The following is a 13799-nucleotide window of genomic DNA, read 5'->3' on the forward strand; positions in this document are numbered from 1 at the left end:
GCAAAACGGGGGTGGAATCTTATGACACTCTTAGTACAGCCGATGAAGTCCGTCGCACCGCTCAGCGCCATCCGGGCGGTCGCCGACAACGCACCGGCCGCCGTTTCCCGGCTGTGATTCGACGCTGAACCACGCCGCATCGAGGAGCACTGGCGAGTGCCCACCCTCTGGTGGTGACCGCCCATACGAACCGAGACGTAAAGACGCATACCAGGGGAGACAGAGAAGGTGACAATCCACGAGCATGACCGGGTGTCCGCCGAGCGCGACGGGCAGGGCCCGCAGGGAGGCAAGCACCCAGCCGGGGACACCCACGCTCTTGTCGACCGCCTGACGGCCGGTGAGCCCTACGCCGTGGCGTTCGGTGGCCAGGGCAGTGCCTGGCTGGAGACCCTCGAAGAACTGGTGTCGTCGGCCGGCATCGAATCGGATCTGGCGGGGCTGGTCGGTGAGGTCGAACTGCTCCTCGAGCCGGTGGCAAAAGAGCTGGTCGTGGTGCGTCCCATCGGCTTCGAGCCGCTGACGTGGGTCCGCGCGCTGGCCGCCGAGGACCCGATCCCGTCGAACAAGCACCTGACCTCGGCCGCGGTATCGATCCCGGGCGTGCTGCTCACCCAGATCGCGGCCGTGCGCGCGCTGGCGCGGCAAGGCATGGATCTGAGCGCGACGCCGCCGGTGGCCGTCGCCGGGCATTCCCAGGGCGTGCTCGCCGTCGAGGCGCTCAAGGGCGGGGGCGCTCGCGACGTCGAGCTGCTGGCGTTGGCCCAGCTGATCGGCGCGGCCGGGACGCTGGTGGCCCGTCGCCGCGGGATCTCCGTGCTGGGCGACCGGCCGCCGATGGTGTCGGTCACCAATGCGGACCCCGAGCGCATCAGCCGGCTGCTCGACGAGTTCGCGCAGGACGTGCGGACCGTCCTGCCGCCCGTGCTGTCCATCCGCAACGGCCGCCGTTCGGTCGTCATCACCGGCACCCCCGAACAGCTGTCCCGCTTCGAGCTCTATTGCCAGCAGATCTCGGAGAAGGAAGAGGCCGACCGGAAGAACAAGCTGCGCGGCGGCGACGTCTTCTCGCCGGTGTTCGATCCGGTGCAGGTCGAGGTGGGCTTCCACACCCCCCGCCTGGCCGACGGCATCGACATCGTCGGCGCCTGGGCCGAGAAGGTGGGCCTGGACGTCGCCCTGGCCCGGGAACTGACGGAATCCATCCTGGTGCGCCCGGTCGACTGGGTGCAGGAGATCACCCGCGTCAACGACGCCGGCGCCCGGTGGATCCTGGACCTGGGTCCCGGTGACATCCTGACCCGGCTGACCGCACCGGTGATCCGCGGCCTGGGTGTGGGCATCGTGCCCGCCGCCACCCGCGGGGGTCAGCGCAACCTCTTCACCGTCGGCGCCGTCCCCGAGGTGGCGCGGGCCTGGTCGAGCTACGCGCCGACGCTGGTTCGCCTGCCCGACGGCCGGGTCAAACTCTCGACCAAGTTCACCCGCCTGACCGGCCGTTCGCCGATTCTGCTCGCGGGCATGACCCCGACCACGGTCGACGCCAAGATCGTGGCCGCCGCGGCCAACGCCGGCCACTGGGCCGAGCTCGCCGGAGGCGGGCAGGTCACCGAGGAGATCTTCGCCAACCGGATCGACGAGCTCTCCGGGCTGCTGGAGGACGGTCGCACCTACCAGTTCAACGCGCTGTTCCTCGACCCCTACCTGTGGAAGCTGCAGGTCGGCGGAAAGCGGTTGGTGCAGAAGGCGCGTCAGTCCGGCGCGGCCATCGACGGGCTGGTCATCAGCGCCGGCATCCCCGAGCTCGAGGAAGCCGTCGAGCTGATCGAGGAGCTGGGCGACGTCGGCATCAGTCACGTCGTCTTCAAGCCCGGCACCGTCGAGCAGATCCGCTCGGTCATCCGCATCGCCACCGAGGTGTCCACCAAACCGGTGATCGCGCACATCGAGGGCGGCCGCGCCGGCGGCCACCACTCCTGGGAAGACCTCGACGACCTGCTGCTGGCGACCTACTCGGAACTGCGGTCGCGCTCCAACATCACCGTCTGCGTCGGCGGCGGCATCGGCACGCCCGAGCGGGCGGCCGACTACCTGTCCGGGCGCTGGGCGCAGGCCTACGGCTTCCCGCTGATGCCGATCGACGGCATCCTGGTCGGCACCGCGGCAATGGCGGCCAAGGAGGCCACGACCTCGCCGTCGGTCAAGCGGATGCTGGTGGAAACCCAGGGCACCGACCAGTGGATCGGCGCCGGGAAAGCCTCCGGTGGCATGGCATCCAGCCGCAGCCAGCTCGGCGCGGACATTCACGAGATCGACAACAGCGCCTCGCGGTGCGGACGGCTGCTCGACGAGGTCGCCGGTGACGCCGACGCCGTGGCTCAGCGCCGCGACGAGATCATCGCGGCGATGGCCACCACCGCCAAGCCGTACTTCGGCGACGCCGGCGAGATGACCTACCTGCAGTGGCTGCAGCGCTACGTCGAGCTGGCCATCGGGGACGGCGATTCCACCGCCGACACCGCCTCACCGGGCAGCCCGTGGCTGGCCGACACCTGGCGCGACCGTTTCCAGCAGATGTTGCAGCGCGCCGAAGCGCGTTTGCACCCAAAGGATTTCGGCCCCATCGAGACGCTCTTCAACGACGAGGCCCTGCTGGAGAACCCCGGGGCGGCGATCGATCTGCTGCTCGAGCGCTACCCCGACGCCGAGACCGTCCAACTGCACCCGGCCGACGTTCCGTTCTTCGTCACCCTGTGTAAGACGGTGGGCAAGCCGGTCAACTTCGTGCCGGTCATCGACAAGGATGTGCGGCGCTGGTGGCGCAGCGACTCGCTGTGGCAGGCCCACGATGCCCGCTACGACGCCGACCAGGTGTGCATCATTCCGGGCACCGCGGCCGTCGCGGGGATCACCCGAATGGACGAACCCGTCGGTGAACTGCTGGACCGCTTCGAGCAGGCGGCCGTCGACGAGGCGCTGGCCGCCGGGATCGAGCCGACGGCCGTCACGTCGCGCCGCACCGGCCGCGCGGATGTGACCGGGCCGTTGGCCGTCGTGCTGGATGCCCCGGACGTGCAGTGGGCCGGCCGCACCGCGATCAATCCGGTCCACCGGATCGCCGACCCCTCCGAGTGGCTGGTGCACGGAGACTCCGAAGGACCCGAAAGCCGCCGCGCCACGCACTCGTCGACCGGGGCGCGGCTGCAGGTCGAAGGCGACCGCGTCGTCCTCAGCGTCCCGGTGTCAGGGGTCTGGGTCGAGATTCCGTTCACCTTGCCCCCCAACACCGTTGACGGCGCGACGCCGGTGGTCTCCACCGACGACGCCGCCACGGCCATGCGGTCGGTGCTGGCGATCGCCGCCGGCGTCGACGGGCCGGAGTTCATGCCCCCGGTCACCGACGGAACGGCCACCGTCACGGTGGACTGGGACCCCGAGCGCGTCGCCGACCACACCGGTGTCACGGCCACCTTCGGGGAGCCGTTGGCGCCCAGCCTCACCACCGTGCCCGACGCCCTGGTCGGCCCGTGCTGGCCCGCGGTCTTCTCCGCAATCGGTTCGGCGGTCACCGACACCGGCATCCCGGTGGTGGAGGGGCTGCTGAGCCTGGTGCATCTCGACCACGCCGCGCACATGGTCGGCGCGCTGCCGAAGAACCCGGCCCAATTGACGATCACCGCAACGGCTTTGGCGGCCGCCGACACCGACATGGGGCGCGTCGTTCCCGTCTCGGTCACCATCGCCGGCGCCGACGGTGAGGTGATCGCGACCCTCGACGAGCGCTTTGCGATCCTCGGACGCACCGGTGCCGCAGAACTTGCCGACCCGGTGCGCGCCGGCGGCGCGGTCTCCGAAAACGCCACCGACACTCCGCGTCGGCGCCGCCGCGACGTCACCACCACCGCGCCCGTCGACATGCGACCGTTCGCGGTGGTGTCCGGCGACCACAACCCCATCCACACCGACCGGGCCGCCGCGCTGCTGGCCGGGCTGGAATCGCCCATCGTGCACGGCATGTGGCTGTCGGCCGCCGCCCAGCACGCGGTGACCGCCACCGACGGCCAGGCCCGCCCGCCGGCGCGACTGATCGGCTGGACCGCGCGCTTCCTGGGCATGGTGCGGCCCGGTGACGAGGTCGCCTTCCGCGTCGACCGCGTCGGAATCGACCAGGGCGCAGAGGTTTTGGAGGTCACCGCCAAGGTTAAATCCGACCTGGTGATGTCGGCGACGGCACGCCTGGCGGCCCCGCACACCGTCTACGCGTTCCCCGGTCAGGGAATTCAGCACAAGGGCATGGGCATGGACGTCCGCGCCCGGTCCAAGGCCGCCCGCAAGGTGTGGGACAAGGCGGACAAGTTCACCCGCGACACACTCGGCTTCTCGGTGTTGCACGTGGTGCGCGACAACCCGACCAGCATCATCGCCAGCGGGGTGCCCTACAACCACCCCGAGGGGGTGCTGTACCTGACGCAGTTCACCCAGGTCGCGATGGCCACGGTGGCGGCGGCGCAGGTCGCCGAGATGCGCGAGCAGGGCGCCTTCGTCGAAGACGCGATCGCCTGCGGGCACTCCGTCGGCGAGTACACCGCGCTGGCCTGCGTGACCGGCATCTATGAGCTGGAAGCGTTGCTGGAGACGGTGTTTCACCGTGGATCGAAGATGCACGACATCGTGCCCCGCGACGAGCTGGGCCGGTCCAACTACCGGCTGGCGGCGATCCGGCCGTCGCAGATCGACCTCCCCGATGACGAGGTCCCGGGGTTCGTCGCGGGAATCGCCGAGAGCACGGGCGAATTCCTCGAGATCGTCAACTTCAACCTGCGCGGCTCGCAGTATGCGATCGCCGGCACGGTCCGCGGGCTCGAGGCGCTGGAGGCCGAGGTGGAGCGGCGTCGCGAGATCACCGGCGGCAAGCGCTCATTCATCCTGGTTCCGGGCATCGACGTGCCGTTCCACTCGCGGGTGTTGCGGGTGGGAGTCGCGGAGTTCCGGCGCTCCCTCGACCGGGTCATGCCGCGCGACAAGGATCCCGACGTCATCATCGGGCGCTACATCCCCAACCTGGTGCCCCGCCCGTTCACCCTGGACCGCGACTTCATCCAGGAGATCCGCGACCTGGTGCCGGCCGAGCCGCTCGACCCCATCCTCGCCGACTACGACACCTGGCTCGCCGAGCGTCGCATCGAGATGGCGCGCACCGTCCTGATCGAGCTGCTGGCCTGGCAGTTCGCCAGCCCGGTGCGCTGGATCGAGACCCAGGACCTGCTGTTCACCGAGGAGGCCGCCGGCGGCCTGGGTGTGGAGCGGTTCGTCGAGATCGGCGTGAAGTCCGCGCCGACCGTCGCCGGGCTGGCCACCAACACGCTCAAGCTCCCCGAATATGCCCACAGCACAGTCGAAGTGCTCAACGCCGAGCGCGACGCCGCGGTGCTGTTCGCGACCGACACCGATCCCGAGCCGGAGCCCGAGGTCGACGAGGTCGCGGTCGAGGCGCCGGAGGCATCCGGTTCGCCGGTGGAGGCCGCCCCGGCCGCCCCCGCACCGGCGGCCGCCGCATCGGGCCCGCGCCCCGACGACATCGGATTCGACGCCGCCGACGCGACGTTGGCGTTGATCGCGTTGTCGGCCAAGATGCGCATCGACCAGATCGAGGAGCTGGACTCCATCGAATCCATCACCGACGGTGCCTCATCGCGGCGCAACCAGCTGCTGGTGGACCTGGGTTCGGAGCTGAACCTCGGCGCCATCGACGGCGCCGCCGAAGCCGACCTGGCCGGGCTGCGCGCCCAGGTGACCAAGCTGGCGCGCACCTACAAGCCTTACGGCCCAGTGCTTTCCGACGCGATCAACGACCAGCTGCGCACGGTGCTGGGCCCGTCGGGCAAGCGGCCCGCCGCCATCGCCGAGCGGGTCAAGAAGACCTGGGAGCTGGGCGAGGGTTGGGCCAAGCACGTCACGGTCGAAGTCGCGCTGGGAACCCGCGAGGGCACCAGCGTCCGCGGCGGCGCCATGGGTCATCTGCACGAGGGGGCCCTGGCCGACGCCGCCGCCGTCGACAAGGCCATCGACGCCGCGGTCGCGTCCGTCGCCGCGCGCCACGGCATCTCGGTCGCGCTGCCGTCGTCGGGCGGTAGCGGTGGCGGTGCGACCATCGACGCGGCCGCGCTGGGCGAATTCACCGCCCAGATCACCGGACGCGACGGCGTGCTGGCGTCGGCGGCCCGCCTGGTGCTGAACCAGCTGGGCCTCGACGACCCGGTCAGCGCGTCGCCGGCGGCCACCGATGCCGAGCTGATCGACCTGGTGACCGCCGAACTCGGCGCGGACTGGCCACGCCTGGTCGCGCCCGTGTTCGAGCCGAAGAAGGCGGTGCTGTTCGACGACCGGTGGGCCAGCGCCCGCGAGGACCTGGTCAAGCTGTGGCTGACCGACGAGGGCGACATCGACGCCCGGTGGGTGGAGCTGTCCGAAAGGTTCGAGGGCGCAGGTCATGTCGTGGCCACCCAGGCCACCTGGTGGCAGGGCAAGGCCCTGTCCGCGGGCCGGCAGATCCACGCGTCGCTGTTCGGCCGGATCGCGGCCGGCGCCGAGAATCCGGATCCCGGCCCCTACGCACACGAAGTCGCCGTGGTGACGGGGGCCTCCAAGGGCTCGATCGCGGCGTCGGTCGTCGCGCGACTGCTCGACGGCGGCGCCACGGTCATCGCCACAACGTCGAAGCTCGACGACGAGCGGCTGGCGTTCTACCGGGGCCTGTATCGCGACCACGCTCGTTACGGCGCGGCGCTGTGGGTGGTCGCGGCCAACATGGCCTCCTACTCCGATATCGACGCCCTGGTCGAGTGGGTCGGCACCGAGCAGTCCGAAAGCCTTGGGCCGCAGTCGATTCACATCAAGGACGCGCAGACCCCGACGCTGCTGTTCCCGTTCGCGGCGCCGCGCGTCGTCGGCGACCTGTCGGAGGCCGGCTCCCGCTCCGAGATGGAGATGAAGGTGCTGCTGTGGGCGGTGCAGCGGTTGATCGGCGGGCTGTCGAAGATCGGCGCCGAGCGCGACATCGCGTCGCGGCTGCACGTCGTGCTGCCCGGTTCACCCAACCGCGGAATGTTCGGCGGTGACGGCGCCTACGGTGAGGCCAAGTCGGCGCTCGACGCGTTGGTGAGTCGTTGGCACGCCGAATCCTCGTGGGCGGCAAGGGTCAGCCTGGCGCACGCGCTGATCGGCTGGACCCGCGGCACCGGGCTGATGGGCCACAACGACGCCATCGTCGACGCGGTCGAGGAGGCCGGCGTCACCACGTACTCGACGGACGAGATGGCGGCAATGCTGTTGGCCCTCTGCGACATCGAGTCGAAGGTGGCGGCCGCCGCAGAGCCGATCAAGGCCGACCTGACCGGTGGGCTCGGGGAGGCCAACCTCGACATGGCCGAGCTGGCCGCCAAGGCCCGCGAGCGATCCGCCTCGGGCGAGGACGACGACCCCGAGGCGCCCGAGGCCGAGGGCGGCATCGCCGCCTTGCCGTCCCCACCGCGCGGCTACAGCCCCGCGCCGCCCCCCGAATGGGCGGACCTCGACGTCGACCTCAACGACCTGGTGGTCATCGTCGGCGGCGCGGAACTCGGGCCGTACGGTTCGTCGCGGACCCGCTTCGAGATGGAGGTGGCCGGCGAGCTGTCGGCGGCCGGTGTGCTCGAGCTGGCCTGGACCACCGGACTGGTCAAGTGGGAGGACGATCCCCAACCCGGTTGGTACGACACCGAATCCGGCGACTTGGTCGACGAGTCGGAGCTGGTCGATCGCTACCACGACGCCGTGGTCGAGCGGTGCGGCATCCGCGAATTCGTCGACGACGGTGCGATCGATCCCGATCACGCCTCACCGCTTCTGGTCAGTGTGTTCCTCGACAAGGACTTCTCGTTCGTGGTGTCCAGCGAGGCCGACGCGCGTGCGTTCGTCGAGTTCGATCCCGAGCACACCGTGGCCCGGCCGGTGCCGGACTCCAGCGACTGGGAGGTGATCCGCAAGGCGGGCACCGAGATCCGCGTTCCGAGGAAGACCAAGCTGTCGCGGACGGTCGGCGCGCAAATCCCCACCGGGTTCGACCCGACGGTGTGGGGCATCACCCCGGACATGGCCAATTCCATTGACCGGGTGGCGCTGTGGAACATCGTGGCGACCGTGGACGCGTTCCTGTCCTCGGGCTTCACCCCGACCGAGCTGCTGCGCTGGGTGCACCCCAGCCTGGTGGCCTCCACGCAGGGCACCGGCATGGGCGGCATGACCTCGATGCAGACCATGTACCACGGCAACCTGCTGGGCCGGGCCAAGCCGAACGACATCCTGCAGGAGGTGCTGCCGAACGTCGTTGCGGCCCACGTCATGCAGTCCTACGTCGGTGGTTACGGCGCGATGGTGCACCCGGTCGCGGCCTGCGCGACGGTCGCCGTGTCGGTCGAGGAGGGCGTGGACAAGATCCGGCTCGGCAAGGCCGAATTCGTGGTCGCCGGTGGGTTCGACGACCTGACCCTGGAGGCCATCATCGGCTTCGGTGACATGGCGGCCACCGCCGACACCGAGATGATGCGGGCCAAGGGCATCAGCGATTCGAAGTTCTCGCGCGCCAACGACCGGCGCCGCCTCGGGTTCCTGGAAGCCCAGGGCGGTGGCACCATCCTGCTGGCCAACGGCGCGCTGGCGGCCAAGATGGGATTGCCGGTGCTGGCCGTGGTCGGCTACGCACAGAGCTTCGCCGACGGTGTGCACACCTCGATCCCGGCGCCCGGGCTCGGAGGCCTCGGCGCCGGCCGCGGTGGCAAGGACTCGCAGCTGGCCCGCTCGCTGGCCAAGCTGGGTGTGGGGGCGGACGACATCGCGGTCGTGTCCAAGCACGACACCTCGACGCTGGCCAACGACCCCAACGAGACCGAGCTGCACGAGCGGTTGGCCGACTCGATGGGCCGGTCGCCGGGCAACCCGCTGTTCGTGGTGAGCCAGAAGACCCTCACCGGTCACAGCAAGGGTGGCGCGGCGGCGTTCCAGCTGATGGGCCTGTGCCAGATGCTGCGTGACGGCGTCATCCCGCCCAACCGCAGCCTGGATTGCGTCGACGACGAGCTGGCCACCGCCGGTCACTTCGTCTGGGTGCGTGAGGCTTTGGACCTGCGCGGCAAGTTCCCGCTCAAGGCCGGTCTGGTGACCAGCCTCGGCTTCGGCCACGTGTCGGGTCTGATCGCGTTGGTGCACCCGCAGGCGTTCATCGCCGCGCTGGACCCGGCCGATCGGGACGGCTACCGCAAGCGGGCCGAGCAGCGCCTGCTGGCCGGTCAGCGCCGGCTTGCCTCCGCGATCGCCGGCGGGCGTCCGATGTATGAGAAGCCGGCCGACCGGCGGTTCAACCACGACGAGCCGGAGAAGCGTCAGGAGGCGGCGATGTTGCTCAACGCCGACGCCCGCCTCGGCGAAGACGATCTTTACGTCGGCTAGGGTCGGTGCGTGGCGATCGTCGGAGTAGGCATCGATCTCGTCTCCATCCCTGATTTCGCCGAGCAGGTCGACCAGCCGGGAACTGTTTTCGCCGAGACGTTCACCCCGGGTGAGCGCCGCGACGCCTCGGACAAGAGTTCGTCGGCGGCGCGTCACCTGGCGGCCCGCTGGGCGGCCAAGGAGGCGGTGATCAAGGCATGGTCGGGGTCTCGCTTCGCGCAGCGGCCCGTGCTGCCCGAGGACATCCACCGCGACATCGAGGTGGTCACCGATATGTGGGGGCGGCCGCGGGTGCGGTTGAGCGGCGACATCGCCAAACACCTGGCCGATGTGATCATTCACGTGTCGTTGACGCACGAGGGGGACACCGCTGCCGCGGTGGCGATCCTGGAGACGACGTAGGCTCCTCCCTCTGTCTTCGAGTGTGGGTCCTCTGGACGAATTCACGCCGGTCTTCGTACCTGGCCCCCACACTCGACGGCGCGCGCGTAGGAGGAAGACATGAGCGATCTGGTTGACCGCGTCCGCGAGGTGCTGCCGTCGGTGCGGCGCGACCTGGAAGACCTGGTGCGCATCGAATCGGTGTGGGCCGATCCCGGCCGGCGCTCCGAGGTGCACCGCAGCGCCCAGGCGGTGGCAGATCTGTTGTCGCAGGCCGGTTTCGGCGACGTGCAGATCGTCAGCGAGGGGGGAGCGCCCGCGGTCATCGCGCGCCATCCCGCGCCGCCCGGCGCGCCGACCGTGCTGCTGTATGCCCATCACGACGTGCAGCCCGAGGGCGACCGCGGCCAGTGGACGTCGCCGCCGTTCGAGCCCACCGAACGTGACGGACGGCTCTACGGCCGCGGCAGCGCCGACGACAAGGCCGGTATCGCAACGCATTTGGCGGCCTTTCGGGCACACGGCGGCCGGCCGCCCGTCGGCGTGACCGTGTTCGTCGAAGGCGAAGAGGAATCCGGCTCGCCCTCGCTCGCCCGATTGCTTGCCGCCCACCGCGACACGCTGGCCGCCGACGTGATCGTCATCGCCGACTCGGACAACTGGAGTGTCGACACCCCGGCGCTGACCGTGTCGCTGCGCGGATTGGTCGACTGCGTGGTGGAGGTCGCCACGCTCGACCACGGGCTGCACTCCGGCCTGTGGGGCGGGGTGGTGCCCGACGCGCTCACCGTGCTGGTGCGGTTGCTGGCCAGCCTGCACGACGACGACGGCAACGTGGCCGTGGCGGGCCTGCACGAAACCGACACCGCCGCGCTGCACTACCCCGACTACCCGGCCGAGCGGGTCCGCACCGACTCCGGCCTGCTCGACGGCGTGTCGGAGATCGGGTCGGGCTCGGTGCCGCAACGGCTGTGGGCCAAACCCGCGATCACGGTGATCGGCATCGATACCACCCCCATCGAGAAGGCGTCGAACACGCTGATCCCGCGGGCACGGGCCAAGATCAGCATGCGCGTGGCCCCCGGCGGCGACGCCGCCGCGCACCTGAACGCCCTCACCGCCCATTTGCAAAGCCACGCACCGTGGGGCGCCCACGTCAGCGTCACCCGCGGCGACCTCGGCGAGCCCTACGCCATCGAGGCCAGCGGCGACGTCTACGACGCGGCCCGCGTGGCGTTCCGGCGGGCGTGGGGGGCCGAGCCCATCGATATGGGCATGGGCGGCTCCATCCCGTTCATCGCGGAATTCGCCGCCGCCTTCCCGCAGGCAAAGATCCTCGTCACCGGCGTGGAAGACCCGGGTACCCAGGCGCACAGCATCAACGAGAGCCTGCACCTGGGGGTCCTGGAACGCGCCGCGATCAGCGAGGCGCTGCTGCTGGCCAACCTGGCCTAGCGGTTGGGCGTCAGCACCACGACGGGAATCGGGCGCGACGTCTGCTCCTGGTACCTGGCGTACTGGCCCTTGTTGACCTTGTTGACGATCTTCCACAGCCGGTCGTATTCGGTGTCGCCGGGCAGGACGGAACGCGCTGTGGCGCCGAAACGCCGCGGGCCGACGTTGATTTCCACCTCGGGGCGCGCCTTCACGTTGTGGTACCAGCCCGGCGAGCGCGCGGCGCCCCCGTTGGACGCGGTCACCAGGTAGTCCTCGCCGTCGCGGCCATAGGCCAGCGCGGCCGTGCGTGGCGCGCCCGTCTTCGCACCAACCGTGTGCAGCAACAGGCTGGGCATCCACATCATCCGGTGCCCGATCCAGCCGTGAGTTCCGCGATACACGTGATCGTGGAACCGGATGAATCCGGTGAGCGCTTTCTCGGCGAGGGAACTCATGGAAGCCAGTATCGCCGCGTGGACAGGATCTCTGCCAGATGAGCCGACAAGCCGCGCGAATGCTTAACGAGACCGACAGTCTCGTCGCATACTGCTTCTACAGGCAGCAGCCACTCGTCCGCAGGAGACGCCACCGTGAGTACGGAAGACACCCTCACCGGCATCACCCCCACCAAGGCCGGCAAGACCCACCGTTACCACTTCGATCGCCACACCCCGGAGTACCGCGAGCGGTTCACCGCAATCACCGAGGAGATGCACGCCAAGTGCCCGGTGGCGTGGACCGACACCTACGACGGGCATTGGGTGGCGGCGGGCAGCCGGGAGGTCTTCGAGCTCGCGCGATGCCCGCACGTGTCCAACGACCACGACGTCACCGGCGAAGGCACCGGCTACAAGGGCATCACCATTCCCACGATTCCGCAGGGCACCGGCGTGCGTGGCGGCATGCTCGAGATGGATGAACCCGAGCACTCCGCCTACCGCAGCATCCTCAACCCCTACCTGTCGCCGGCGGCCATCAAACGCTGGAAGCCATTCGTCGACGAGATCGTGCGGGCCAGCATCGACGAGAAGATCGAAACCGGGCGGATCGACTTCGTCGACGATCTCGCGAACGTCGTGCCGGCCGTCCTGACGCTGGCCCTGATGGGCGTTCCGCTGAAGAAGTGGCAACTCTATTGCGAGCCGGCCCACGCCAACGTCTACACGCCCGCCGATTCCCCGGACGCCCCAAGGGTTTTGGAGCAGACGATGGCGATGGGCGCGGACCTGTTCAACCACCTCCTCGAGATCCGCGAGAATCCGCGCCCCGGCATAGTGGACGCGCTGGCACGACTGCGGATCGACGGCGAACCCGCCCCCGACGCCGAACTGCTCGGAATGCTCGGCCTGATCATCGGCGGAGGTTTCGACACGACGACGGCGCTGACCGCGCACGCGCTCGAATGGCTCGGCGAAAATCCCGAGCAGCGCGAACTGCTGAGGCGGGAATCGGAGACGTTGCTCGCCTCGGCGACCGAGGAATTCCTGCGTTTCTTCACGCCCGCGCCGGGGGACGGCCGCACGATCGCCGCCGATCTCGAGATCGCGGGCACGCAGTTCAAGGAGGGCGATCGCCTGTGGCTGTCCTGGGCGATGGCCAACCGCGATCCCGCGGTGTTCCCCGATCCGAATCGATTGGACCTCGCGCGAAAGAACAACCGGCACTTCAGCTTCGGGCTAGGCATCCACCGCTGCATCGGCTCGAATGTCGCGCGGGTGGTGTTCAAGTCGATGCTCACGGCGGTCCTCGACCGGATGCCCGACTACCGCTGCGACCCCGAAGGCACCGTGCACTATCCGACCATCGGCGTGATCCAGGGCATGCAGCACCTTCCGGCGACCTTCACCCCCGGCAGGCGGCTTGGACCCGGCATCGACGAGACGCTGGAGAAGCTGCAGCGGGTGTGCGACGAACAGGGGATCGCGCGGCCGATCACCGAGTACACCGAGGCCGCCGTAATCAGCTAGACGGACAGGTCGCGGCGCAGCTTGGCGACGTGGCCGGTCGCTTTGACGTTGTACTGCGCGACGGCGATCTTGCCCTTCTCGTCGACCACGAACGTCGAGCGGATGACGCCCGTGACGGTCTTGCCGTACATCTGCTTTTCGCCGTAGGCGCCATAGGCCGTCAGCACTTTGCGATCGGGATCGGACAGCAGCGGGAACGTCAGCCCCTCCGCGTCACGGAATTTGGCGAGCTTCTCTGGCTTGTCGGGGGAGATGCCGATGACGTCGAGGCCGGCGCCGTTGAGCTCGGCCAGGCTGTCCCGAAAGTCGCACGCCTGCTTGGTGCACCCGGGAGTCGACGCGGCCGGATAGAAGTAGACGATGACCCGGCGCCCCTTGTAGTCGGCCAGCGACACCTTGTTGCCGTCGGCGTCGGGCAGGTTGAAGGAGGGCGCTTTGTCGCCGGGTGCAAGCCGCGTGGTCTCGGTCAAGGTGGGGCCCTTTCTGTTCACCGGAGCGTCGGGGTTACCGCCAGCTGATCTAGGGTAGTTC

The 13799-nt window shown here is 69.6% G+C and carries 6 protein-coding genes; 4 read left to right on the forward strand and 2 right to left on the reverse strand.

Translation table 11 applies throughout. From position 1 onward, the window contains the following. Window positions 1-228 precede the first annotated feature (228 nt). From W7U_RS03840 to W7U_RS03850, 3 genes are all read left to right on the forward strand, one after another. Complete coding sequence (locus W7U_RS03840; protein WP_008255069.1) at window positions 229-9483, forward strand: type I polyketide synthase; 9255 nt, start codon at window positions 229-231, stop codon at window positions 9481-9483. A 9-nt stretch (window positions 9484-9492) separates the two neighbouring features. Continuing rightward, a complete protein-coding gene (locus W7U_RS03845; protein ID WP_008255070.1) occupies window positions 9493-9885 on the forward strand; it encodes a holo-ACP synthase in 393 nt (130 codons plus the stop codon). A 99-nt stretch (window positions 9886-9984) separates the two neighbouring features. Next, window positions 9985-11319 carry a dipeptidase gene (locus tag W7U_RS03850; protein ID WP_008255072.1) on the forward strand — a complete coding sequence of 445 codons (1335 nt, stop codon included), beginning with the start codon at window positions 9985-9987 and terminating at the stop codon, window positions 11317-11319. Here W7U_RS03850 and W7U_RS03855 read toward each other — a convergent pair. Then, complete coding sequence (locus W7U_RS03855; RefSeq protein WP_008255075.1) at window positions 11316-11756, reverse strand: nitroreductase family deazaflavin-dependent oxidoreductase; 441 nt, start codon at window positions 11754-11756, stop codon at window positions 11316-11318. The genes W7U_RS03850 and W7U_RS03855 overlap by 4 nt on opposite strands. A gap of 135 nt (window positions 11757-11891) precedes the next feature. Here W7U_RS03855 and W7U_RS03860 point away from each other — a divergent pair, with 135 nt between their 5' ends. Next, window positions 11892-13268 (forward strand): cytochrome P450, encoded by a 1377-nt coding sequence (locus W7U_RS03860; RefSeq protein WP_008255076.1) that lies wholly within the window; start codon window positions 11892-11894, stop codon window positions 13266-13268. On the opposite strand, the gene bcp is transcribed toward W7U_RS03860, so the two are convergent. Then, window positions 13265-13738 carry a thioredoxin-dependent thiol peroxidase gene (bcp, locus tag W7U_RS03865; protein ID WP_008255078.1) on the reverse strand — a complete coding sequence of 158 codons (474 nt, stop codon included), beginning with the start codon at window positions 13736-13738 and terminating at the stop codon, window positions 13265-13267. The genes W7U_RS03860 and bcp overlap by 4 nt on opposite strands. Window positions 13739-13799 lie beyond the last annotated feature (61 nt).

It is taken from the genome of Mycobacterium sp. H4Y, assembly GCF_000364405.1.
GTDB classification, from domain to species: Bacteria; Actinomycetota; Actinomycetes; order Mycobacteriales; family Mycobacteriaceae; genus Mycobacterium; species Mycobacterium intracellulare.